Below are 22,596 nucleotides of genomic sequence, written 5' to 3'. Positions count from 1 at the left end.
TGATCAACATGAATGCCCCTGCATTTTCGACAACAAATTGGCTGCCTAAGCTGGCGACCCTGGCTGCAGCGCTGATCCTTGCGGGTTGCTCGCTGGCCCCGACCTACAAGGTGCCCGAAACGGCCACCGTGCCGGCCTTCAAGGAGGCCGAGGCCGCCCAGGCCGAAGGCGCGCAATGGAAGACCGCGACGCCGGCCGAAGGCCAGCATCGCGGCGACTGGTGGAAGATCTTCGGCGATGCCGAACTGGACCGCCTGATCGACGCGGCTGGCAGCTCCAACCAGGATCTGGCGATTGCCGCTGCCCGCCTGAAGCAGGCACGGGCCTTCACGGGTGCCACTGAGGCGGACCTGTACCCGCAGCTGAGCGTGGGGCTGGACCCGACACGCGCACAGCCGTCGGCGGCCTCGCAAGGCTTGCCTGACGGCACGCGGGTGCCCCCGCAGACGGTGCTGAAGGCGCGCGCCTTCGCCAGCTATGAGCTCGACCTGTTCGGCCGCGTCGCGTCCAGCGTCAACGCCGCCCGCGCTGAAGGCGAGGCCGCGGAGGACCTGTACCGCTCGGTGCAGCTGGCGCTGCAGGCCGACGTGGCGCAGGCGTACTTCGCGCTGCGCACGCTTGACAGCGAGCGCGACCTGCTCAACGCCACCATCAGGCTGCGCGAGGATGCGCTGTCGCTGCTGAAGAAGCGCTATGACGCCGGCGAGACCACCGACCTGGATCCCGCCCGTGCCGAAGCTGAACTCGGCACCGCGCGCGCGGACCTGGCCGGCATCGAGCGCCGCCGCGCCAACCAGGAGCATGCGCTGGCGGTGCTGACCGGCGTGCCGCCGGCGGCATTCTCGCTGCCGGCGCGCCCGTTCGACGCCGCGCCGATCGCGATTCCCGCCGGGCTGCCGTCCGAACTGCTGGAGCGCCGCCCCGACATCGCCGCGGCCGAACGCCAGATGGCCGCGGCCAACGCGCGCATCGGCGTGGCCAAGGCGGCGTTCTTCCCGCGCATCACGCTGACCGGGCTGTTCGGCTTTGAATCGGCGGACCTGTCGAACCTGTTCAAGTGGTCGTCGCGCACCTGGGCGCTGGGGCCGCTGATCGGCTCCACCATCGCACAGACCGTGTTCGATGGCGGCCGCAACAGCGCCAACCTCGCCGGTGCCCGTGCCGCGCACGAGGAATCCGTGGCCGGCTACCGGCAGACCGTGCTGGTGGCGTTCCGCGAGGTGGAAGACAGCCTGGCGGACGTGCGCTGGCTCAGCCAGCAGGCCGGCGCGCTGGACGGCGCACTTGGCGGCGCCCGGCGCGCGGCGCGGATCTCGCGCAGCCGCTATGACGCCGGCGCGGTCGATTACCTGACGGTGATCGATGCCGACCGCACCGTGCTGCAGTCGCAGCGCGAGGCCAACCAGGTGGCCGGCCTGCGCGCTGCGGCAACGGTGTCGCTGATCCGCCGGCTGGGCGGCGGCTGGGGCCCGTTGCCGGAGACGGTGGCGGCCGTGCCGGCGCCGGCGGCCGAGGGCGCGCCGGCATCCCAGGCCCGCTAAGCAGCGCGGGACTGGCGCGATGCTTCCCAGTCACTACACTGGAAGCATCGCGCCAAGCGTACAGGATGCACGGGGGCGCCCCGGATGCATCCTGTCCCGCCGCCATGCTTGTTCGACACAGGAAACCGTTCTGGGGACTGATCTTCGCCGCGATCACCGTGGGCATGCTGCTGGCGCCGCTGCCATGGTCCGACCGCACCGCCATCCATGACGAGGTGGTGATTGCGCGCCCGCCAGCGCAGGTGTTCGACTACGTGTCCACGCCGCTGCACTGGCCCAAGTGGCATCCGGCCTCGCTCGGCGTGGCGGGAGCGACCGACCATCCGCTGGGGCAGGGCGAGCGCGTGACCGAGACCTTCATGGTGGCGCAGCGCGGTGGCGCGGTGGTCTGGACTGTCATCGAAAGCCAGCGGCCGCGCACATGGTCGATCGAAGGCGTGGCCGAAGGGCGCAGGGTCGGCACCATCACCTACCGGCTTACGCCCGCCATGACGCCGTCGCTGACCCCGTCGGCCGAACGCACGCGCATTGAGCGGGAATTCCGCTACCGGTCGCCTACGCTGCTCTTCGCCCTGATCAACCGCCTGACGCTGCGCGAGCGCGTCCAGGCCGAGTCCACCGAAGCCGTGCGCCGGCTCAAGGCGCTGCTGGAGACGCAGCCGCCGCCATAGCGCGCGGCGACGCCTTGCGTGGGACACCGATCCGGCCTAAGTTGGAGCCATCCCTCAGTGCGTCCAGCGAGGCCAGTATGCCGTTCCAGCTGCAATCGACCGCATTCGCCCCGGGTGGCGAGATTCCCGCAGAGCACACCTGCGAAGGCGCCGATATTTCCCCGCCGCTTGCCTGGACCGGCCTGCCACCCGGCACGGCCAGCCTGGCGCTGATCGTCGACGACCCCGACGCACCCGACCCCGCCGCGCCGAAAATGACCTGGGTCCACTGGCTTCTCTATAACCTGCCGTCCCATGCCGAGGCGCTGCCGGCGGACATCGGCAAGGCCGGGCTGCCCGCAGGCACTCGCAACGGGCTGAACGACTGGCACCGCGCCGGTTATGGCGGCCCGTGCCCGCCGATCGGCCGGCACCGCTACTTCTTCAAGCTGTATGCGCTGGACGTGGCGTTGCCGGACCTGGGGATGCCTGACAAGGAGGCGCTGGAGCGGGCGATGCGGGGCCATATCCTGGCCAGCGCAGAGTTGATCGGCACTTACCAGAAGCTGCAGCGCTAGGCGCGGTGCGGCCGGAGGCTACGTCATGTCGCACCGAATGCTCCGCCTCGATCTCCGTGGGCCGTGGTGGCGACTGGCGGCGGCCGGGGCGCTGGCACTGCTGGCCGTGGCGGGCCCGGTGCGCGCCCAGCCACATGAATCCGGCCCGATCACCATCGGCGGTTCGGCGCAGGTGCAGGGGCCGCTGACGGTGCACGGCAAGCTGGTTGTCGCCGGCCACGTCTATGCCAGCGGCCCGCTCACCGCCGCGTATTTCACCGGGCCAGCCACCGCGCGGGGGCTGCCGTACGGCGGCGGCTATCTCAAGGTATTCAACGGCCCGGTGACGGTGCATGGCGACATGGTGGTCAGGGGCGACCTGAGCGTGGCCGGCCCGCTGACCGTGGACGGCCCCATTGCCGCCAGCGGCGGCATCGATGCCGACGGGCCCATGCGCGAGCGCGAATACGGGCGCTGACAGCGCGCACCGGGCGCAATGCCGGCATTGCCTGCCGGTGTTGCACAATACCGGCTTTGCAATTCTTGCATCGACCGGGGACACCGCATGGCAAAGCAGGGCGCACTGGGCCTGAAGGGCATCGCATTGTTCGAGGCAGGCAAGGGCTTGATCGTGATCGTTGCCGGCCTGGGCCTGGCCGCACTGCTGCACCGCGACGCCCAGGCGCTCGCGGAAGCCATCATCCAGCGCCTGCATGTCAATCCGGCCAGCCGCTATCCCACCATCTTCCTGTCCTTGCTTGCGCATCCCGACAACGCCCGCCTGTGGGCCATCGGCGGCTCTGCCACGGTCTATGCGCTGATGCGCTTTGCCGAAGCGTACGGGCTCTGGCGCGGGCTTGCATGGGGCAACTGGATCGGGGTGTGGTCCGGCGGCATCTACATTCCGCTGGAACTGTACGAGGCCCTGGTCCACCCCAGCTGGCTGCATGGCACGCTGGCGGCAGCCAACCTGCTGGTGGTGCTTTACCTGGCGCGGGGGCTGCTGGCGAAGTCGACCAGCAGGGGGTCGTGATCCGATGAACGGTAGGGGCCGGGCGCGTAGTGGCCCGACACCGCAGGCGCACCCGGCGCCGGGGCGTAGTAGAAGGCCGGAGGTTCGTCGGCATTGATATGCCAGGCATGCACGGCCAGGATATGCCGGGCCGCGGCGGCATCGGCAAGCACATGGTCGAGATAGCCGGCCTGGCCGTTGTAGACGTAGCTGTACGCCGGCTTCCCGGCGAATTCCGCAACCATGTCGGCATAGCCGCGGCGCGCCAGCACGCGCACGGGGTCTTCCATGGCATAGCTGTTCAGGTCGCCGATCACCAGCACGCCCGCTCCGGACACGCCCGTCGGGGCTGCGCCCAGCCATTCGGCCAGCGCCTGGGCAGCCTGCGCGCGCGCGGGATTCCAGCAACCCTGGCCATCGCCCTGGTCGGCCTGCGCGCCGGTGGCCTCGGTGCAGGTCTTGGATTTGAAATGATTGACCACGACCGTGACCGGCGTGCCGCCAGCCGCCGCGCGGAAGGTGCCGGCCAGCGGCTGGCGGCTGCGCTCGCCCAGCCAGGTGGTGGCCGCGCGCCCGGCCGGCACGGCGGTGCGGGCGTGGTACAGCAGGCCGACCGCGATGGCATCGCTGCCAAGCGCCGGCGTGCCGGGATCGAGCACGCGCCAGTCCGGCCCCAGCCGGCTGGCCAGCTGGCGGATCGCGCTGTACTGGCCGTAGCCGTCGTTTTCTACCTCCATCACGCCGATCACGTCCGCATCCAGCCCCCGCAGCGCGGCGAGCAGCCTGGCTTCCTGGCGTGCCAGCGCCTCGGTGTCCTGCGCGCCGCGGTTGCCGGGAGCATCGAAACCGCCCTGGCCGTCACCGTTGAAGTAGTTCTGCAGGTTGAAGGCGGCCACGCGCAGCGTGGTGGCCGGATGCCGTGGCGGGGCGCCGCGGCGCGGGTTGGTGGCATGGAATACCGGCGCGCTCGCTCCGGGCACCGGTCGCAGGCGCCACTGCCCGTGGCGTTTTTCCAGCACCCCCTGCACGCCGCTGACCGTGTCTCCGGCACGCACCGGGTGGTCGGCGGCCAGGCGCGGTGGCGGGTAGGGCACCACGGCGGGATACTGCCGCGTCGAGCCATCGTCAAGCAACAGCCGGTTGCGGGCGTTGGCGGCGGCGGCTTGCCGCGCGGCCGTTCCCGGCAGGGCCTGTTGCGTCGGCGCGATGGGCCGGCCGTCGCTCAGCGCCAGAGTGCCATAGCGACCAAGCTCATGGGTATCGGCAACCGTCAGCGTCTGGGGCAGGCGCACCAGCATGCCTTCACGCGCGGCAAGATCGGATTCGCCCGCGACCGGCAAGGTCAGCGTCTGCGGCGTCACCGCCATGCTGCGTGCGCACACCGCCAGCGCGCCGGACAGCACCAGCTGCGTCTGCCCGAATTTCTCTTCGACCCTTCCGGACACGCGCACCATGTCGCCGGCGCGTGCCGTGGTGCGTGGCGCATAGACGAACAGACCTTCCGACACGCCGGGCCGGTGCAGGCGTTGCGCGTCCGCGGCCTGCAGGAAGAAGCCGCGCAGGCCGCCATCACCGCTGAAGTCCGCGGTGACGACGGCCTCTACCTCCACCACGCTGCCCGCGAGCGGCGACGCCGCCGCGGCACCCTGGATCTCGGCGATCGGCGTCGCCGGCGTGCCGCATGGTTGCGATGCAGCATGCGCGCCCGCCAGGCAGGTCAAGGCTAGGGCGGGCAAGACGGCCCGGGCGAGGTGGCGCTTGCGCAGGGACGATCGCATGGCGTTATCGGCAGGTAGTGGCAGGGTGGACGATGCTAACCGCCGCATGTAACGGAATGCTTGCAGCAGGCATGTGGCCCCGCGATCGTGCTAAGGTAGCAGACACCCGCCGGTGCCCCGGCATCTACTCCATTGGTAAAACCGTCATGATCAAGGAAATCGCACAACTCACCATCAAGCCCGGCATGGACAAGCAACTGGAGCAGGGCGTGAGCCAGGCCACGCCGCTGTTCCTGCGCTCGCGCGGCTGCCACGGCGTGCAGCTGTTCCGCTCGATCGAGCAGCCGGAACAATACACGCTGGTGGTGGAATGGGAGACGGTGGACGACCATATGGTCCATTTCCGCGAATCGCCCGAGTTCCAGCAATGGCGCGCCCTGGTCGGTGAAACCTTTGCCGCGCCGCCTAATGTGCACCATGTGGCCAAGGTCCTGTAAGCGCACGCCATGAGCACCCGGCCGGAACGTCCCCGCCATTTCTCGATGCTGCGCGAGCTGCAGCTGGCCGATGTCTTTACGCTGGGCAATGCGGCCTGCGGCATGGGGTCGGTGTTCTTCGCCATGTTCTACGTGGCCGACCAGCAGTTGTCGCATTTCTACACGGCGGCGGCATTGGCGCCGCTGGCCTTTATCTTCGACGTGCTGGACGGCCGCATCGCGCGCTGGCGTCATGCGCATTCGGCGCTGGGGCGCGAACTGGATTCGCTGGCCGACGTGATCTCGTTCGGCGTCGGGCCGGCCACGCTGGCCTTTGCCGCCGGCATGCGCGGCGGCTGGGACCTGGCCGTGCTGATCTACTTTGTCTGCTGCGGCGTCAGCCGGCTGGCGCGCTTCAACGTCACCGCTGAATCGCTGGCAGAGGGCAGCGACAGCGGCAAGGTCGCCTACTTCGAAGGCACGCCGATCCCGACCAGCGTGCTGCTGACCGCGGTGCTGGCATGGTGCGCCTGGCAAGGCCAGCTTGGCGGCGAACTGCCGGGCGGCGCGTGGGTGCTGGGCCCGGCGGTGCTGCATCCGCTGGTGCTGCTGTTCGCGCTGTCGGGCACGCTGATGGTCAGCAAGACGCTGCGCATTCCCAAGTTCTGAGCCGCCGGCGGCTTCGCTTCCGGCGGCCCCTTGCTGCGGGCCTCAGGCAGGCGCCGCATTTCCCGCCTCAGGGCCTGCTGGCCGCGTGATGACCTGCCCGTTGCGCGCCCCGCTGTGCGCGCCGTGCTGCCAGGTAATGGCGCCGTTGACGATCACGGTGTCGATGCCTTCGGCTGGCCGGGTGGGGGTTTCGTAACTGGCGGCATCGCGCACGTTGGCCGCATCAAAAACGACGATGTCGGCATGATTGCCCACGGCGAGCGTGCCGCGCCGGTGCAGGCCGAAGTTGCGCGCCGTCAGCCCGGTCATTTTCCAGACCGCCGTCTCCAGCGGGAACAGGCCGACCTCGCGGCAGTAGTGCCCCAGTACGCGCGGGAAGGTGCCCCACAGGCGCGGATGCGGACTGGCGCCGACGGGGATGCCGTCGGAGCCGATCATGGTTTCGTCGAAGGCAAGGATGCGCTGGACGTCGTCCTCGTCCATCTGGAAGTAGATCGCGGTGCCCGGCTGCAGGCGGCGCGCGGCTTCGTCCTTGGGCACGCCCCATTCCCTGGCGATGTCGTCGAGATCGCGGCCCGCGCATTCGGGGTATGGCTCGCTGGCGGCGATCAGCACCCGGCCGTCGAGCATGCCGCGGTCGGTCCGGATCATGGTGGAGCCGGCCGTGTATGGGTAGCAGTCGAGCGACACGCACTGGTGCTTCATGGCCTCGCGGATAAAGGGCAGGGTCACCTGGCTTTTGCCGAAGTTGGCCTGCCTCTGCACCTTGTGGTGCGACACCACCACCGGTACGTCGAGCTCGCGGCCGATGCGGAAGGTCTCGTCGAGCGAGGCCATGACGTGGTCGGACTCGTCGCGCATATGCGTGACATAGAGCGCCTTGCGGGCACTGAGCGGCCGGCAGACTTCGATGATCTCCACGGTCGTCGCCATGGCGGCGGGCGGATAGAAGGTGCCGGTCGACAGGCCGATCGCGCCGGCTTGCATGGCTTCCTCGACCAGCGCCTGCATGGCGGCGATCTCTTTGGCATCGGCTGGCCGGTCCAGCGCCGCCATGGTGACCGCGCGCAAGGTCGAATGCCCGACCATGGCGGCCACGTTGACCGAGCTCGGCATGGCGCGCAGCGCGTCGAGGTAGGCCGCGAAGCTGGTGAAGCGGCCTTGCGCGGGTGTGTCGATCAGGCTCAGCGGCATCGGCAGGTCCATGTCGGCACGCAGCGGCGCGGCGCTGATGCCGCAGTTGCCGGCGATCACGGTGGTCACGCCCTGCGAGATCTTGAACGGCATGGTGGGTTGCGACAGCACCGCCTGGTCATCATGCGTGTGCGCGTCGATGAAGCCAGGGGCGACGATCAGGCCCATGGCATCCAGCACACGGTCGGCCGTGTGCCCGGCGAGGTCGCCGATCGCCGCGATGCAGCCGTCGCGCACGCCGATATCGGCGCTGAAGCGGGGTGCCTTGCTGCCATCGATCACGGTGCCGCCGGCGATCAGCAGGTCATAGTGCGCGGCGTGTGCGGAGGTGGGGTCGGACATGGGGGTTCCCTTCCTGGACGGGAGCGTATCGGTCAGCGGAAATGGCAGGCCACCTGGTGGATGCCGGTGGCGGAGGGCCGTTCGGTCAGCAAGGGGGCCTGCTCCTTGCAGCGGGCTTGCGCATGCGGGCAACGCGTGTGGAAGCGGCAGCCCGCTGGCGGATTGGCCGGGCTGGGCGGATCGCCCTGCAGCAGCAGGCGCCGCGCGGGCCTGCGCGGGTCGGGCACCGGCACGGCGGACAGCAGGATCTCCGTATAGGGGTGGCGCGGCGCGGAGAACAAGGTGTCGCGGTCGGCCAGTTCGACGATCTGGCCAAGGTACATCACGGCGACCCGGTGGCTGATATGGCGCACCACGGCCAGGTCGTGCGCGACGAACAGGTAGGCGATGCCGAACTCGGCCTGGAGGTCCATCAGCAGGTTGACCACCTGCGCCTGGACGGAAACATCGAGCGCCGATACCGGCTCGTCGCAGACGATCAGCTTCGGGTTGAGTGCCAGTGCGCGCGCGATGCCCAGCCGCTGGCGCTGGCCGCCGGAGAACTCGTGCGGGAACTTGCGCACGGCTTCAGGCCGCAGGCCGACCTTGCTGAACAGCCATTGCACGCGCTCGTTGCGCTCGGCACGCGACTGCAGGCCGAAGTTGCGCAGCGGCTCGGCGACGATCTCGCCCGCCGTCAGCCGCGGGCTGAGCGAGGCATAGGGGTCCTGGAAGATGATCTGCAGGTCGCGCCGGCGCTGCCGCATGGCGCTTGCCGGCAGGCCCAGCAGTTCCTCGCCGTCGAGCTGCACCGAGCCTGAAGTCGGCTCGATCAGGCGCAGCACCGACTTGGCAGTGGTGGTCTTGCCGCAGCCGGATTCGCCGACCAGCGAGAGCGTCTCGCCGCGCTCCACGGTGAAGGACACGCCGTCCACTGCCTGGATCGGCGGCCTGGGCGGCGCCAGCCAGCGCCGCGGTGCGAGATAGTGTTTCCTGAGGCGGTCGACCTTGAGCAGGGGCGTTGGCGTGGCGGAGGTCGTGCTCATGCGATGGCTTCCTGGGCTTGTGGGTTGCACTCGATGCGGCCTTCCTCGACGGCGAAGCAGGCCACCGCATGGTCGCCGCGGTGGCGCGTGAGCTGCGGGAGCTCGCGCGCGCAGCGCGCGTCGGCATGCGCGCAGCGTGCCGCGAAGGCACAACCGCGGCGCTCTTCCAGTGGCGATGGCACCAGGCCGGGGATTTCGGCCAGGCGCCGGCTGCTGGTGTTCATCGACGGCATCGATGCCATCAGCGCGCGGGTGTAGGGGTGCAGCGGGCGGTCGAACAGCTCGGTGACGCTGGCTTCCTCGACCTTGCGCCCGGCGTACATCACGATCACGCGGTCGCAGCATTCGGCCACCACGCCCAGGTCGTGCGTGATCATCACCACGCCCATGCCCAGGTCCTGCTGCAGGCGGCGGATCAGGTCCAGGATCTGCGCCTGGATGGTCACGTCGAGCGCCGTGGTGGGTTCGTCGGCGATCAGCACCTCGGGGTTGCAGGCCAGCGCCAGCGCGATCATCACGCGCTGGCGCATGCCGCCCGAAAGCTGGTGCGGGTACTCGTTGACGCGGCGCTCGGGCTCGGGGATCTGCACCAGCCGCAGCATCTCCACCGCGCGCCTGAGCGCCTCGGCGCGGCTCGCGCCCTGGTGCAGCTGCACGGTTTCGGCAATCTGGCGGCCAATCGTCAGCACCGGGTTCAGCGAGGTCATCGGCTCCTGGAAGATCATCGAGACGCGATTGCCGCGGATGCGGCGCATCTCGCGTTCGCTGAGCTGCAACAGGTCCGTGCCGCGCAGCCGCACCGCGCCGCGGATGCGTGCCGGCGGCGTGGGCAGCAGCCGCATGATGGACAGCGCCGTCACGCTCTTGCCGCAGCCTGACTCGCCCACCACGCCCAGGGTCTGGCCGGCGCGCACGGTGTACGAGACGCCGTTGACCGAGCGGGCCGGCCCGGTGAGCGTGTCGAAATGCGTGTGGAGGTCCTCCACTTCGAGCAGCGGCTCGCCCGTGGCCGGCCTGACATGGGACATCGCGCGCGACATCGTGATGGTCATGGTTGCGCTCCCGGATTCAGAGTTGCCGCGCCAGGCGCGGATCGAGCGCGTCGCGCAGGCCGTCGCCGAGCAGGTTGATGGCCAGCACCGTCGCGGCCAGCAGGATGCCCGGGTACAGGATGATGTGGAAGGCCACGGCCACGAAATTGCGCCCCTCGGCCATCATGTTGCCCCAGCTAGGCATCTGGGCGGGCACGCCGACGCCGAGGAAAGACAGCGCGGCTTCCGTGAGCACGGCGGTGGCGGCCACGAATGTGGCCTGCACGATCAGCGGCGCCACCATGTTGGGCACCACGTGGCGCACCAGGATCACCGGCAGGCGGGTGCCGACCGCATGCGCCGCCTCGACGTAGAGCTGCTCGCGCAGGGTCAGCGCCAGCGAGCGCACCAGCCGCACCACGCGCGGGACCTCGGGTATGGCGATGGCGATGATCACCGCGCCCAGGCTGGCCTGCGTAACGGCCATCAGCGCGATCGCCAGCAGGATCCCCGGAATCGCCATCAGGCCGTCCATCACGCGCATCACCAGGGAGTCCGCGCGGCGCACGAAGCCTGCGACCAGGCCCAGCAGCACGCCGGACACGGTTGCCAGCAGCCCGACCGACAGGCCCACGATCATGGAGACGCGGCCGCCCCAGACCGCGCGGCTGAATACGTCGCGGCCGAGCGCGTCGGTGCCGAACCAGTGCTCGGCCGAGGGCGGCTGCATGCGCGCCAGCGGGTCGATGTCCTGCGGGTCGACGGTGGCAATCCAGGGCGCGCCGAGGGAGAGCACGGCGATCACCGCCAGCAGCAGCGCACCCAGGATCAGCGTGGGGTGCTTGCGCGCCCAGTGCCAGCGCGGCAGCACGAAAGGCGCATGGTCGGGTGCCGGTACGGCAAGTTCGGTGGCGGGTCGGGAAGTGGTCATGTCAGCGGGTCTCGCGGCGAGCCATCAGTACTTGATGCGCGGATCGAACAGCCGGTAGCTGAGGTCGATCATCAGGTTGATCAGCACGTAGACCCCGGCGGAGACCAGCAGCACGCTCTGGATCACCGGGTAGTCGTGGCGCTGCACCGAGTCGACCACCAGGCGGCCGACCCCGGGGATCGCAAACACGGTCTCGGTCACGACCACGCCGCCGATCAGCAGCGCGATACCCATGCCGACGGTGGTGGCGATCGGGATCGCCGCGTTGCGCAGCGCGTGGCCCAGCACCGGCAGCACGCCCAGGCCCTTGGCGCGCGCAGTGCGGATGTAGTCTTCATGCAGGACTTCCAGCACGGTGGCGCGCGTCATGCGCGTCACCAGCGCGATATAGACCAGCGCCAGGTTGACGCAGGGCAGCACCAGGCTGCGCAGCCATGCGCCAGCGCCGTCGGCGAGGCGCGCATAGCCCTGCACCGGGAACCACGGCAACTGGATGGCAAAGGCGTAGACCAGCAGGTAGCCCACCAGGAACACCGGCAGCGAGAATGCCAGCACCGCGAACAGCATCACCAGCCGGTCGACCCAGCTGCCCGCGCGGTACGCGGCCAGCGTTCCCAGCGGCACCGCGACCAGCAAGGTCAGCAGCATCGTCAGCGCGGCGACAGAGACGGTCGGCTCCAGCCGCTGCGCCAGCAACTGCGCCACCGGCACCTGGGTGAAGATGGAGGTGCCGAGGTCGCCGGTGGCGAGCCGGCCGAGCCACAGCAAGAACTGCCGCCACAGCGGCTGGTCCAGCCCCAGCACGCCGCGCAGCCTGGCGATGTCGTCAACGGTCGCGAGGTCGCCTGCGATCAGCGCCGCCGGATCGCCCGGCGACAAGTGGATCAGCAGGAAGACCACCACGGCCACCACTGCCATCACGGGCAGCGTCGCGGCCAGGCGTCGGAGCAGGTAGCCCATTGTCGTGTTTCCCCCGGTGGTTCGTGCTTCGTGGCTATTTGTCGAGCATCCAGACCGTGGGCATGCCGGCCCACATCTTGTCGATGCCCTTGAGGCTGGCACGCGCCGCGAACGCCGCCGAGTACTGGCCGGCGTTCACATAGGGCACCGCCTCATAGGCGCGCTTCTGGAAGGCATCGAGCAGTTCCTTGCGTTTGGCGGGCACGGTCTCGCGGACCCAGGCCGTGCGCAGGGCGTCGAGCGGCTTGTCGCAGGGCCAGCCGGGCAGGCTGGTGCCGCAGGGGGCGCTGAGGTAGGCATTGGTGATCGGGGAATCGGCATCGAACGCGCCCGCGACGGTCACGTACATATTCCAGCCCCCGGCCTCGGGCGCATCCCGCTTGGCGCGGCGCGCGCCGATGGAGGCCCAGTCCATGTTCTGCATGTCGACGTTCATGCCCATGCTGCGCATGGTCTGTGCCGCCATCAGGGCTTCAGCGTTGAGCTGGGGAATGTCGGTCGGCACCAGCAGCACCACCTTTTCGCCCTTGTAGCCCGCCGCACCCAGCAACTGCCTGGCGCGGGCCGGATCGGCCTTGCGGTACGGTTCGGCGCCGGCAGCGGTATCGTTGGGGCCGCCGCAGATGAAGAAGGTGGCGCAGTAGTTGATGCGCATGTCGAGCGGATAGCCCATGGCCGCGGTGAAGCGTTCCTGGCTGACCGCCTGCAGGAAGGCCTGGCGCACTTTCGGGTTGTTGAATGGCGGATGCAGCTGGTTCATCACCAGCACGCCCTGGTAGGCGCCGCCCGAGCCGATCTTGATGCCGGCGTCGCCGCGCAGCGGGGTGATGTAGTCCGGCGGTACCTGTTCGATCAGGTCGACCTCACCGCGCTTGAGCGCCGCGATGGCGCTGTTGGCGTCTGGCAGGTAGAGCCATTCGACGCGGTCCACGCGGGGCTGCTTGCTGCCGGCGAGGCCGCTCGCGGGCTCGCTGCGTGCCACGTAGTGCGGGTTGCGCACGAACACCGCCTTGTTGCCCGGCACCCATTCGTCGCGCTTGAAGATGAAGGGGCCGGAACCCAGCACCTCGGGCAGCGGCGCGGTGGCGGGCATCCTGGCCAGGCGCTCCGGCAGGATCACCGGGGGAAAGCCCGAGGGCTTGGCCAGCGCATCGAGCACCATGCCAAAGGGCTCCTTGAGCGTCAGCGTGAACGTGCGCGCGTCGACCGCCTTCCACTCGGCGCCGGCTTCGCCCATGGCACGCCCGAGGCTGTCGCGCGCGCCCCAGCGCTGCAGCGAGGCGATCGCGTCCGCCGAGGTAACCGCGCTGCCATCCGAGAACTTCAGGCCGGGACGCAGCGTGAAGCTCCACTGCCGGCCATCCTTCGAGCTGCTGTACTTCTCGACCATTTGCGGTTGCGCCTTGCCCTTGGCGTCCTGCGCGAACAGCGTGTCGTAGACCATGTAGCCGAAGTTGCGCGTGATGTAGGCCGTGGTGAAGGTCGGATCGAGGATCTTCAGGTCGGCATGCGCCACGACCTTGAGCGTCTTGGTCTGTGCCAGCACGGGCAGGCTGGCGCCTGCCAGGACCAGGGCGCCCGCCGCGAGCGCGGCGGACAGGGATCGGTTTGGTGTCATCTGCAGTCTCCGTTTTCTTCGTTGTCGTTGTTGTCGTGAACGCAGCCAGGCGGCCGGCGCTCAGGCCGCGGCGCTGTCCAGGGGCCACTTGGGCCGTTGGATCTTGCGATAGGGCAGGGTCGTGAGGTCAAGCGTGACGGCACCCGGGGCGCCTGCGTAGATCACGTGCCTTGCCACTTTCGAGAAGGACGCGTAGAAGTGCTGCGAGGACTTGACCACGATGATCTGCTTGCGCGCCAGGTCACAGCCCAGCTGGGTGAACATGTCCGTGCCCATGGCCTGGTTGCGCAGCGTGATCAGCACGATATCGATGCCGTTGGCTTCCACCAGCGCGCAGTCGCCCATCGGCACCGGCGCGTCGGACAGCCCGGTCATCACCATGTCGGGCAGCAGAGCCTTGACCGTGCAGTCCAGGTCCAGCGGATCGCCGGATAGCGGACTGATCTTGCCGCCGATGCGCATCGACAGGCGTGCGCCCACGCCGGCATCGAAGGCGATGCGCACCGCGATCGGGTCCCACATCGGGCCGACCGCCGCATTGCCGATGCCGCGCTCGATCATGCGGCGCAGGACAAAGGTGGAGTCGCTGGCTGCACCGCCGCCGGGATTGTCGGCGCCGTCGGCCAGCACCACCGGCCCGCCGTCGCAGGCCAGCGCCTCGTCGAGCGAGGTATCGATGTCCGGGTAGCGCACCGTGAGCCCGTCGCGCATGGCGACCAGTTCGTCGGCCAGTTGCCGCGCCAGCGCATCGGCCCTGGCCGGGTTGCCATCGGTGTAGACCAGCACCTTGGTGCCCATCCCCGGCACATCGCCCCATGAAAACCCATGTGCCACCGAGATCGACAGCACGCCGTCGCGCCCTTCCAGCGACTGGATGCGGTCGATGAAGCCGCGCGCCGGCTCGCGCGAGGTGTGGACCGTGACGATCATGCTGCAATCGACCACCGCCGCCACCGGGCGAACCTTGCCTTCCACCGTGGCCGCGCACAGGTCGACCAGTTCCAGCGCGCGTTCCAGCACGTCGGTATGCGGGTATTCCTTGAAGGCAACCATCACGTCGGCGTACGCCGTCATCTCGGGCGTCAGGTGGCAGTGCGGGTCCAGCTCCGCGCCGATCACCACGTCCGGGCCGACGATGGCGCGCACACGCTGCAGCAGGTCGCCCTCGCAGTCGTCATAGCCATCGGCCACCATCGCGCCGTGCAGACCGAGCAGCACCATGTCCACCGGCAGCGCCGCGCGCAGGTCGGCCAACAGTTCCTCGCGCAGGGTTTCGTAGGCATGGCGGGTGGTGGTGCCGCTGGGCTGCGCGCCGGCCACCATGCCTTCGCACAGCTGCCAGCCGCGCTCCTTGCCGCGGATCCGTGCAGCCCACAGCGGCCCTGAGAAAAACGTCATCTGGTCAGGGTGCTGGCCGGCAGCGAAGTAGCCGCGATCCCTGAAGGACGACAGGCCGGTGGGCATCGGCGCAAAGGTGTTGGTTTCGGTAGCGAGGGAGGCACTGAAGACACGCACGATGGTTGGCTCCTGGTCAGTCGGGGATTGGCGGTTGGGGGAAGACGCGATTCAGGCGGGAGCGGCCAGGCGGCGCAGGCGCGCCGGCCCAAGCATCCCGGCGCTCAGGCCGAACGAAGCGGGATGCGCCGGCACCGGCAGGCCGCGCGCCAGCGCGGCACAGGTCTCGCCCATGGCCGCCGAGGTCTGGATGCCGTAGCCGCCCTGGCCCGCCACCCAGAAGAAGCCCGGCACGGCGTCGTCGAACCCGCCCACCAGGTCGCCGTCGGCGACGAAGGAGCGCAGCCCGGCCCAGGTGCGAGCGGGGCGGCGGATCTTGAGCGAGGTCGCGGTCTCGATGCGGTCGATGGCGAGCGCGATATCCATTTCCTCGGGCTGGACGTCCTGTGGCTCGACGGGGTCGGCATTGGCCGGCGAGCCCAGCAACATGCCGGCATCGGGCTTGATGTACCAGTCCTCGTCGGCGCCGAAGACCATGGGCCAGCCGCTGGTGTCCATATCCGCGGGCGGAGCAAAGACGAAGGCAGAGCGGCGGCGGGGTTCAATCCCCAGCGTCTGCACGCCGGCCAGCCGCGCGATGACGTCGGCCCAGGCGCCGGCGGCGTTGAGTACCACCGGTGCCGCATATACCGACCCGCCAGCCTCCACGCGCCAGTGGTCCCGCACGCGTGCCATGGCCGTGACTTGGGCATCGCACACCAGCTTGCCGCCGGCCTGGCGCATGCCGCGCAGGTAGCCCTGGTGGATCGCGTCCACATCCATGTCTGCGGCGCCGGGCTCATAGACGCCCCCTACCAGTTGCTCCGCGCGCAGCGCCGGTACGCGCTCGCACGCTTGCGCGGCACTCAGCAGGCGGGCGTCGGGATCGACGGCGCGCACCACGTCCCAGTGCGCGTCAAGCAAATGCTGTTGCCCGGGGCCGGCGACCATTAGCGCGCCGCGCGGCGTGAGCAGCGGGTGCGAGGCAAATCCCGGCGGCGGATCCTGCAGGAAGGCGCGGCTTGCCATCGTCAGCGCGCGGACCTGGGTGGTGCCGTAGCTTTCCATGAACAACGCCGCCGAGCGGCCGGTCGAGTGGTAGCCAGGCTGGGCTTCGCGTTCGAGCAGGATGACGCGGCCATGGGGCGCGAGCCAGTACGCGACGGAAGCACCGGCAATGCCGCCTCCGATGATGAGATAGTCGGTTGGAATCGGTGAGGCAGCGTGAGTCGGGTGCATGGATCAGGTGGCAGGAGAGCGCCTGCGGGGCGCTCGTGCATTCGGAATGGGAGTGAGTGTAGGCAAGAATTTGCGTATATGCAAATTGCGGATACGCAAATCTTGCGCTAAGGTGGGCGGCAGGGGATGAGCCTTGGCACGGTCTGCTCTGTTAGCATTCCGTCCAAAGGAAAAAAGGACGCAGGCTTGAAACCACACACCGCCCAGAGGCGCGGCAGCGGCATCGGCATCGATGACGACGAGTCGCGCACGCTCGACCGCGAAGCCTTTGGCAAGCGCCTGCGCTCGGCGCGCAAGGCCTTCGGCTGGACGCTGGCGCACCTCGCCGAACTGTCGGGCGTCTCGATCACCACCATCTCGCGTGCGGAGCGCGGGCAACTGGCGCTGGGCTACGAGAATTTTGCTGCGCTGGGCCAGGCGCTGCAGATGGACATGGGCTCGATGTTCGCGGGTGCCGGCACGAAGACCTCACCGTTCCAGGGGCCGGTCGTGACCCGGGCCGGCGCGGGCGTGACCTACCGGGGATCGTCGCTGACCTATGAATTTCTTGGCGCGGAGGCCGTTGGCAAGCAGATGAGCCCGGTGGTCGGCACCGTGCATGCGCGCCGCATCGAGGGCCCCGGTGACTTCTCGCGCCATCCCGGCGAGGAGTTTGTCTATGTGCTCAGTGGCGAGATCGAAATCCATTTCGACAACGGCGAGAAGCTGCACCTGGCGCGGGGCGATGCGTTGTATTTCGATGCCCGCATGGGCCACGCCTACATCAGCGTAAGCCGGCAGCTCGCCCGGATCGTGGGTGTGACCACCAGCGAAAGCAACTTGATGAAGTCGGCCCAGGCGGCGAAGCCGGCGGCGGTGCCAGAACGGACCGTCGGGCGCACGCAAGGGAAAGCCCCAGCGACCAGGGGCAAGGGCAAAGGCTGAAGGGGGCGGAACCCACGCTTTCAGGATCCAGGGTGAAGCATTGCTTGCGGAGCCCCGTGTGGCCGTGGATGCGGCCTGCAGCATGGGGTTGGTGTTCTTCGCCATGTTCTTCGTGGCCGACCAGCAGCTGTCGCACTTCTTCACGGCGGTGGCGCGGCTTGCATGCCGTTGCGAGCAGGCTTTCCCCTGGTGAATTCAGTTTTTTTGAATTCTGGCTTTTCTCTTCTTGAAGCGCAAAATCAGAATCGCCTGATTTATTTTTCGACAGCACCATATTTACTATCCATCTTGAGTTGCAGCGCCGTCATTCCATGACCGCCGCAGCGATAGCGTGCCGCGAGACGCAGCGTATCCAGTCACTTTTTTTTCGGCACGAAAGCGTTCAACTCCACGGAGTGCTTCGCATGGGTAGCCGATTACCGATTTCCTCCCGTACCGTTACCGTATCCGGTGATGGGTTGCCGGAACTATTGGGACAGCCGCTGCTAGTATTTTCCAGACTGTCCGGCACCGAGGGTATCAATTCGCTGTTCGAGTATGAGCTGGAACTCAAGACGCCGGACGACCGCAATGTCCTGTACGGCCCGGCGGGCGATGTCGACCTGGAAGCCATGCAAGGCAAGGAGCTGACAGTCAGTATCGAACTGGACGGCTCCGGCAGCGGCTTGGACGGCGGCCTCGGCAGGGGCAAGCGCGAGATTACCGGGATCGTCACCGACGTGCGCGGCCCTTACCACGAAAACGAGCGCATTCGCTATCGCCTGACCTTGCGGCCCTGGTTTTGGCTCGGCACGCTCACCTCCACCTTCAAGCGGTTCCAGAACATGAGTGTCCTGGAAATCGTGGAAGCGGTGCTGAGCAGATATACCTTTCCGGTCGAGCGCCGGCTTTCACTCATCGAGTATCCCAAGCGCGAGTATCAATTGCAGGCCGGCGAGACCGACTACCAGTTCGTGCGCCGGCTGCTCGCAGAGTGGGGCCTGAATTTCCATTGGGAGCACACGAACGGCCATCACCGCATGGTGCTGACGGATGGCAATGGCGCCTTCCAGAACATCCCCAGCCCCGCGTATCACACCATCAACTGGCATCCATCCTCGGACCGGGTGGACGAAGAACACCTCCACCAATTCGAGGTACGCGATCGCCTGATTACTGGCTCGTGGGCGCACGGGGATTACGATTACAACCAGCCCCGCGCCGACCTGAACGTCTCCGTCGAAGACCCCCGCGAGACCAGCCATGCCACCTACGAACTGTACAGCTGGCCAGGCGATTACGTTCAGCCCAAGACCGGCAATGACGCCCGCAAGGAAGGCGACATGCTGGCGCGCATCAACATGGAACGCCTGCGGCAACACGGCGTGCGCGGGCGCGGCCAGGGCAACGTGCGCGCAATGGCGCCGGGCCACACCTTTACGCTGAAGCGCTTCCTGCGCGCAAAGGCCAACCGCGAGTACCTGATTTTCGCCACGCGCCTGCTAATCGAGGACGTGGGCGAGTTCGCGGGCAGCGACCAGCAATGGCGCTGCGAGGTGGAGTTCGAAGCCCAGCCCACCAGCGAAATCTTCCGGCCCGAGCCGGTCAAGAAGCCATACATCGGCGGGCATCACATCGCCAGGGTCGTCGGACCGGCCAATCAGGAAATCTGGAGTGATGATCTGGGACGGGTGCGCTGCCAGTTTGTCTGGGACCGCTACGGTAGTTTTGACGAGAATAGCTCCTGCTGGATTCGCGTAACCGGCTTCTCATCGGGCGGTCGCTTCGGCAACACGCACCTGCCGCGCATCGGCCAGGAAGTCATTGTCATATACGAGGGCGGTGACCCGGATCGGCCAATCATCATCGGGCCTGTCAATAACCGGCTGAACCTGCCGCCGTGGCAGTTGCCCAGCCAGCATGCATTGTCCGGCTACCAGAGCAAGGAACTGTTCGGGGAAGGCCGCAACCAGACCCTCTACGACGACACGAAGGGCCAGCAGCAAGTGCAAGTCGGGTCGGACTACCAGAACAGCCTGCTGGCCCTGGGCCACAATGTCCGGGTGAAGGGTTGGGAGGGGCGCAAGGACAAGCGGGGAGAAGGGTTCGAACTGCGCACCGACGCGCATGGGACGCTGCGCGCCGCACTTGGCCTGCTCATCACCACCTTTTCGCGCCTGAACGCTGAAGGCAACGCGATGAATGTGCGGGATGTCGTCCAGTTGCTCGAACAGGCACAGGGCATTGCCGCCACCATGGGAGAGAAGGCGACTGAAGCCCAGGCCCAGGATGGCGAACAGACCGACATTGCAAAACTGCTGGAGAAGCAGCTCGAGCAAATCCAGGGCGGAGGCGAACTGGAGGAATTTACCGCCCCCCATCTGGTATCGGCCAGCCCCGCCGGCATCGTCTCCACGGCAGCGGGTTCGACCCACATCGCCAGCGGTGGCGACACCGCACTGACCACGGGGGAGCACCTGTCCGTCACCGCCGGTGGCGGCTTCTTTGCCAGCGTGCGCAAGGCGCTGCGCATGTTCGCCTATGAGGCTGGCATGAAGCTGGTTGCAAACATGGGCGATATCGACCTGCAAGCCCTGAAGAACAATATCAACCTGCTGGCGAAGCTCAAGATCACCCTGACCGCCGACGAGATCACCATCCAGGCCAGGCAGAAACTGTTGCTGGCAGGCGGCGGCAGCTACCTGCGACTGGACGGCAACATCGAGCATGGCACCAACGGCAGGTTCACCGTCCACGCCGCCAGCAAGCTGCTGACCGGGCCGAACAGCATCCCGACGGAACTGAGCACAAAGCAGGTCTGCCTGGAATGCCTGCTCAAGGCAGCCAGGCGCAACACGGGCCTGCTGCTGCGCTGACCCGAGGACGGCGATGACAACCGAACCAAACCCCGTCTGCATCTACGCGCTCGCCGACGGCGCCCAGCACCCGCTGCTGATTGGCGACCTGATGCGCGAGGCCACCGAGCACCGCAATGTGTATGCCGGCCTCCCCGAGGAAGACGCGGGCGACGCCTCGCTGTTCCTGGCGCGCATTGCAGATGCAGGCGAACCGTGGCTTGCCAAGCTCGACGAACTGGACTTGCTCGCCCCCTGCATGACCCTGATCTGGAGCCGCGTCGGCATCGACGCGCTCGCCACGCACCTGCGGCAGTTCCTGATCGCCGACCTCGGCGACGGGCTGAACGCCATGGTGCGATATTTCGATCCGCGCAACCTGCGCACGGTCATGACGCTGTGGGGCGAAGAGACGACGCACAAGCTGATGGCACCCATTCTCCAGTGGAAGTACCGCGGGCATGAGACCGAGTGGAAGCGACTGGATGGGCCGCTGAACGGCAATCAGTTCGAGACGACACCAGTTGCCATTGCATTCGATGAGCAGCAGGTTGATGACTTCATGGCGCACTGCGAGCCGGATCAGATGCTGGCGGGCCTCGTTGAAGACGGCACCGTACCGGGCGATGGTCCCTACTTGCCGCGCTTCCTGGATTTCGTTGCGCGTTACAAGCACGTGGCTGCCTGGCGGCTCATCGAGCCCGCCGACCGCCTTGGGTACTGCCAATACTCGTACCGCTATGGCGCCGACTTTGATCAAGATCCAGAGGTGTACCGCGCGTTGGAACAACGGATGCACGAGGGCGGCAGCTTCAACGCCTGCATGGCCCATGTTCCTGACTACGTGTGGAAGCGCGTGATTGCCAGGCAGGCCGATCAAGAAGCGGAGAAGAATGATGACAAAAAATAGCTTGAATCGGAAGCGCGCACATCGATGGCAAGCCGCTCTGGTCTTGTTGGGCGCGCTCGGTGCCCTTTCCGCATGCTCGGGCGAATCGCGGACTGACTTGGTGGCCAAAACCGCCGTTGGAGTTGAGGAGGAGAAAATCAACTTCGGCAGCGCTCGCGGTCTGAACTACTCGTCCGATGCAATCTATAGCTATTACGTCACGGGTCCACGTGGAATGAATGGTGGTGGCGGAAACATGGGGCCTGCATACAAAGGAGGGCCTGCCGAGCCTGGCGAGATGTGTTGCGTCGGCATCCCTCAGCCATGGAAGCCCGGCACGCAGCTACGCATCGAATGGGAGCGCGACCGGAAGCCCTTTGACTACAAGGACAGAAGCGGGCTGGCGGTGCTGACTGCAACGGTCACCGTGCCGGAATACGGTCCGGATACCTACGGATTCTGGGCGATATTCCTACCGGGGGATCGTGTCAAAGTGATGGTCATGGACGGCAATGCGAATGGTCACAATTCCGTCAGAACGAAGCCCGCAGATGACGACCCTTTCGTCGTCCATGGTGTACGTGATGAGGCCCTGACCCAGCAAGCACTGAAGAGATTCCAATGATGACCGCTTTCCGCCTGCCCATTGCCATGCCGGAAACGGATAACGGTCGCCTTCCCGAGGGAAAGCGCGCCTACCAGAATGGCAGGACCACCGTGGACGATCCCCATGGCGACTGTGAACAGACGATTCACATCAACCTGTTCTTCGATGGTATCAGCGACTGCCAGGCAGACCGATCAAACAAACGGAGAAGAACGATGACAAAAAGTGGCTTGAATCGGAAGTGCACACATCGATGGCAAGCCGCTCTGGTGTTGCTGAGCGTGCTCGGTGCCCTTTCCGCATGCTCGGGAGAGTCACGGTCTGACCTGTCGGCCGATGCCGCCGGCGGGGCCGCCAAGGAAGAAATCTATGGGGGTGGCGTGCGCGGGCTGAACTACTCGTCAGATGCTATCTATAGCTTTAGCGTCACCGGGCCACGTGGCATGAACGGTGGCGGCGCAAACATGGGACCTGCATACAAAGAAGGCCCTGGCGAAGCGGGCGAGAAATGCTGTATCGGGATTCCGAAATTCTGGAAGCCAAGTACGCAACTGAAGATCAAATGGGAGCGCGACCGCAAGCCCTTCGACTACAAGGACAGAAGCGGGCTGGCGGTGCTGACTGCAACGGTCACCGTGCCGGAATACGGTCCGGATACCTACGGATTCTGGGCGATATTCCTACCGGGGGATCGTGTCAAAGTGATGGTCATGGACGGCAATGCGAATGGTCACAATTCCGTCAGAACGAAGCCCGCAGATGACGACCCTTTCGTCGTTCAAGGTGTACGTGACGAGGCCCTGACCCAGCAAGCACTGAAGAGATTCCAATAGTGAACGAGGGCGCACCTTCAACGCCTGCATAGCGGATGTCCCGGACTACGTG

22 protein-coding genes are annotated in these 22,596 nt (G+C 67.3%); 13 read left to right on the top strand and 9 right to left on the bottom strand.

The annotated features are described in order from the left end of the window. Positions 1-8 precede the first annotated feature (8 nt). The 5 genes from AC3WON_RS14850 (at position 9) to AC3WON_RS14830 (ending at position 3,781) form a co-directional block, all read left to right on the top strand. Entirely contained in the window at positions 9-1,541 is a 1,533-nt protein-coding gene (locus AC3WON_RS14850) for an efflux transporter outer membrane subunit (RefSeq protein ID WP_492318548.1), read from the top strand. A gap of 104 nt (positions 1,542-1,645) precedes the next feature. After that, positions 1,646-2,212: an SRPBCC family protein gene (locus AC3WON_RS14845; RefSeq protein WP_492318547.1), complete on the top strand. Its 567-nt coding sequence runs from the start codon at positions 1,646-1,648 to the stop codon at positions 2,210-2,212. A 77-nt stretch (positions 2,213-2,289) separates the two neighbouring features. Beyond that, the gene (locus AC3WON_RS14840; protein ID WP_492318546.1) at positions 2,290-2,769 is read left to right on the top strand and encodes a YbhB/YbcL family Raf kinase inhibitor-like protein; all 480 of its coding nucleotides are present in this window, start codon (positions 2,290-2,292) and stop codon (positions 2,767-2,769) included. 25 nt (positions 2,770-2,794) lie between these two features. Then, the gene (locus AC3WON_RS14835) at positions 2,795-3,226 is read left to right on the top strand and encodes a hypothetical protein (protein WP_492340449.1); all 432 of its coding nucleotides are present in this window, start codon (positions 2,795-2,797) and stop codon (positions 3,224-3,226) included. A gap of 87 nt (positions 3,227-3,313) precedes the next feature. Next, positions 3,314-3,781, top strand: coding sequence for a DUF2127 domain-containing protein (locus tag AC3WON_RS14830; RefSeq protein ID WP_492352109.1), 468 nt, complete (start codon positions 3,314-3,316; stop codon positions 3,779-3,781). Here AC3WON_RS14830 and AC3WON_RS14825 read toward each other — a convergent pair. Beyond that, positions 3,733-5,538, bottom strand: a complete 1,806-nt coding sequence (locus AC3WON_RS14825; RefSeq protein ID WP_492352108.1) for an ExeM/NucH family extracellular endonuclease — start codon at positions 5,536-5,538, stop codon at positions 3,733-3,735. The two genes, AC3WON_RS14830 and AC3WON_RS14825, sit on opposite strands and share 49 nt — an antisense overlap. 146 nt (positions 5,539-5,684) lie before the next feature. Here AC3WON_RS14825 and AC3WON_RS14820 point away from each other — a divergent pair, with 146 nt between their 5' ends. Together AC3WON_RS14820 and AC3WON_RS14815 are read left to right on the top strand one after the other, a co-directional pair. Further along, complete coding sequence (locus tag AC3WON_RS14820; protein ID WP_492318542.1) at positions 5,685-5,975, top strand: antibiotic biosynthesis monooxygenase family protein; 291 nt, start codon at positions 5,685-5,687, stop codon at positions 5,973-5,975. Between the two features lie 9 nt (positions 5,976-5,984). Beyond that, positions 5,985-6,623: a CDP-alcohol phosphatidyltransferase family protein gene (locus AC3WON_RS14815; protein ID WP_011617023.1), complete on the top strand. Its 639-nt coding sequence runs from the start codon at positions 5,985-5,987 to the stop codon at positions 6,621-6,623. Positions 6,624-6,665: 42 nt separating this feature from the next. Here the strand turns inward: AC3WON_RS14815 and AC3WON_RS14810 are convergent, their stop codons facing one another. From AC3WON_RS14810 to AC3WON_RS14775, 8 genes are read right to left on the bottom strand one after another with little or no spacing between them, the layout of a single operon-like run. Continuing rightward, the gene (locus AC3WON_RS14810; protein WP_492352107.1) at positions 6,666-8,159 is read right to left on the bottom strand and encodes an N-acyl-D-amino-acid deacylase family protein; all 1,494 of its coding nucleotides are present in this window, start codon (positions 8,157-8,159) and stop codon (positions 6,666-6,668) included. A 32-nt stretch (positions 8,160-8,191) separates the two neighbouring features. Then, positions 8,192-9,184 carry an ABC transporter ATP-binding protein gene (locus AC3WON_RS14805; RefSeq protein WP_492352106.1) on the bottom strand — a complete coding sequence of 331 codons (993 nt, stop codon included), beginning with the start codon at positions 9,182-9,184 and terminating at the stop codon, positions 8,192-8,194. Beyond that, the gene (locus AC3WON_RS14800) at positions 9,181-10,236 is read right to left on the bottom strand and encodes an ABC transporter ATP-binding protein (protein WP_492352105.1); all 1,056 of its coding nucleotides are present in this window, start codon (positions 10,234-10,236) and stop codon (positions 9,181-9,183) included. The genes AC3WON_RS14805 and AC3WON_RS14800 overlap by 4 nt, the downstream gene beginning before the upstream one ends. 16 nt (positions 10,237-10,252) lie before the next feature. After that, positions 10,253-11,146 (bottom strand): ABC transporter permease, encoded by an 894-nt coding sequence (locus AC3WON_RS14795; RefSeq protein ID WP_492318538.1) that lies wholly within the window; start codon positions 11,144-11,146, stop codon positions 10,253-10,255. 24 nt (positions 11,147-11,170) lie between these two features. Next, on the bottom strand, positions 11,171-12,106 hold the full coding sequence (locus tag AC3WON_RS14790) for an ABC transporter permease (RefSeq protein WP_010812471.1): 936 nt from the start codon (positions 12,104-12,106) through the stop codon (positions 11,171-11,173). A 34-nt stretch (positions 12,107-12,140) separates the two neighbouring features. After that, positions 12,141-13,724, bottom strand: a complete 1,584-nt coding sequence (locus AC3WON_RS14785) for an ABC transporter substrate-binding protein (RefSeq protein WP_492352104.1) — start codon at positions 13,722-13,724, stop codon at positions 12,141-12,143. Between the two features lie 60 nt (positions 13,725-13,784). Then, positions 13,785-15,239, bottom strand: coding sequence for a M81 family metallopeptidase (locus AC3WON_RS14780; RefSeq protein ID WP_492352103.1), 1,455 nt, complete (start codon positions 15,237-15,239; stop codon positions 13,785-13,787). A 51-nt stretch (positions 15,240-15,290) separates the two neighbouring features. Continuing rightward, positions 15,291-16,457 carry an NAD(P)/FAD-dependent oxidoreductase gene (locus AC3WON_RS14775; RefSeq protein ID WP_492352102.1) on the bottom strand — a complete coding sequence of 389 codons (1,167 nt, stop codon included), beginning with the start codon at positions 16,455-16,457 and terminating at the stop codon, positions 15,291-15,293. Between the two features lie 186 nt (positions 16,458-16,643). Between AC3WON_RS14775 and AC3WON_RS14770 the strand changes: the two genes are divergently transcribed. The 6 genes from AC3WON_RS14770 to AC3WON_RS14745 all read left to right on the top strand — a co-directional run bounded on the left by AC3WON_RS14770 (position 16,644) and on the right by AC3WON_RS14745 (position 22,544). After that, positions 16,644-17,381, top strand: coding sequence for a helix-turn-helix domain-containing protein (locus AC3WON_RS14770; RefSeq protein ID WP_492352101.1), 738 nt, complete (start codon positions 16,644-16,646; stop codon positions 17,379-17,381). 58 nt (positions 17,382-17,439) lie between these two features. After that, complete coding sequence (locus AC3WON_RS14765; protein WP_492352100.1) at positions 17,440-17,574, top strand: hypothetical protein; 135 nt, start codon at positions 17,440-17,442, stop codon at positions 17,572-17,574. A 211-nt stretch (positions 17,575-17,785) separates the two neighbouring features. Then, positions 17,786-20,236: a type VI secretion system Vgr family protein gene (locus AC3WON_RS14760; RefSeq protein ID WP_492352099.1), complete on the top strand. Its 2,451-nt coding sequence runs from the start codon at positions 17,786-17,788 to the stop codon at positions 20,234-20,236. 13 nt (positions 20,237-20,249) lie between these two features. Further along, positions 20,250-21,125 (top strand): DUF4123 domain-containing protein, encoded by an 876-nt coding sequence (locus tag AC3WON_RS14755; protein WP_492352098.1) that lies wholly within the window; start codon positions 20,250-20,252, stop codon positions 21,123-21,125. Further along, positions 21,109-21,729 (top strand): DUF3304 domain-containing protein, encoded by a 621-nt coding sequence (locus tag AC3WON_RS14750; RefSeq protein WP_492352097.1) that lies wholly within the window; start codon positions 21,109-21,111, stop codon positions 21,727-21,729. The genes AC3WON_RS14755 and AC3WON_RS14750 overlap by 17 nt, the downstream gene beginning before the upstream one ends. Next, entirely contained in the window at positions 21,726-22,544 is an 819-nt protein-coding gene (locus tag AC3WON_RS14745; RefSeq protein ID WP_492352096.1) for a DUF3304 domain-containing protein, read from the top strand. Before AC3WON_RS14750 ends, AC3WON_RS14745 begins: the two co-directional genes overlap by 4 nt. Positions 22,545-22,596 lie beyond the last annotated feature (52 nt).

The sequence above is a fragment of the Cupriavidus sp. FW305-46 genome (assembly GCF_058787075.1).
Note: the sequence above shows the minus strand (reverse complement) of the source record. Positions and strands in the feature narration are given on the sequence as shown.

Coding starts and splice junctions, on each gene's coding strand:
- AC3WON_RS14850 (WP_492318548.1), top strand. CDS start 9: ATGAATGCCCCTGCATTTTCGACAACAAATTGGCTGCCTAAGCTGGCG.
- AC3WON_RS14845 (WP_492318547.1), top strand. CDS start 1,646: ATGCTTGTTCGACACAGGAAACCGTTCTGGGGACTGATCTTCGCCGCG.
- AC3WON_RS14750 (WP_492352097.1), top strand. CDS start 21,109: ATGATGACAAAAAATAGCTTGAATCGGAAGCGCGCACATCGATGGCAA.
- AC3WON_RS14775 (WP_492352102.1), bottom strand. CDS start 16,457: ATGCACCCGACTCACGCTGCCTCACCGATTCCAACCGACTATCTCATC.
- AC3WON_RS14760 (WP_492352099.1), top strand. CDS start 17,786: ATGGGTAGCCGATTACCGATTTCCTCCCGTACCGTTACCGTATCCGGT.
- AC3WON_RS14810 (WP_492352107.1), bottom strand. CDS start 8,159: ATGTCCGACCCCACCTCCGCACACGCCGCGCACTATGACCTGCTGATC.
- AC3WON_RS14785 (WP_492352104.1), bottom strand. CDS start 13,724: ATGACACCAAACCGATCCCTGTCCGCCGCGCTCGCGGCGGGCGCCCTG.
- AC3WON_RS14745 (WP_492352096.1), top strand. CDS start 21,726: ATGATGACCGCTTTCCGCCTGCCCATTGCCATGCCGGAAACGGATAAC.
- AC3WON_RS14820 (WP_492318542.1), top strand. CDS start 5,685: ATGATCAAGGAAATCGCACAACTCACCATCAAGCCCGGCATGGACAAG.
- AC3WON_RS14795 (WP_492318538.1), bottom strand. CDS start 11,146: ATGACCACTTCCCGACCCGCCACCGAACTTGCCGTACCGGCACCCGAC.
- AC3WON_RS14800 (WP_492352105.1), bottom strand. CDS start 10,236: ATGACCATCACGATGTCGCGCGCGATGTCCCATGTCAGGCCGGCCACG.
- AC3WON_RS14790 (WP_010812471.1), bottom strand. CDS start 12,106: ATGGGCTACCTGCTCCGACGCCTGGCCGCGACGCTGCCCGTGATGGCA.
- AC3WON_RS14805 (WP_492352106.1), bottom strand. CDS start 9,184: ATGAGCACGACCTCCGCCACGCCAACGCCCCTGCTCAAGGTCGACCGC.
- AC3WON_RS14830 (WP_492352109.1), top strand. CDS start 3,314: ATGGCAAAGCAGGGCGCACTGGGCCTGAAGGGCATCGCATTGTTCGAG.
- AC3WON_RS14835 (WP_492340449.1), top strand. CDS start 2,795: ATGTCGCACCGAATGCTCCGCCTCGATCTCCGTGGGCCGTGGTGGCGA.
- AC3WON_RS14755 (WP_492352098.1), top strand. CDS start 20,250: ATGACAACCGAACCAAACCCCGTCTGCATCTACGCGCTCGCCGACGGC.
- AC3WON_RS14840 (WP_492318546.1), top strand. CDS start 2,290: ATGCCGTTCCAGCTGCAATCGACCGCATTCGCCCCGGGTGGCGAGATT.
- AC3WON_RS14825 (WP_492352108.1), bottom strand. CDS start 5,538: ATGCGATCGTCCCTGCGCAAGCGCCACCTCGCCCGGGCCGTCTTGCCC.
- AC3WON_RS14815 (WP_011617023.1), top strand. CDS start 5,985: ATGAGCACCCGGCCGGAACGTCCCCGCCATTTCTCGATGCTGCGCGAG.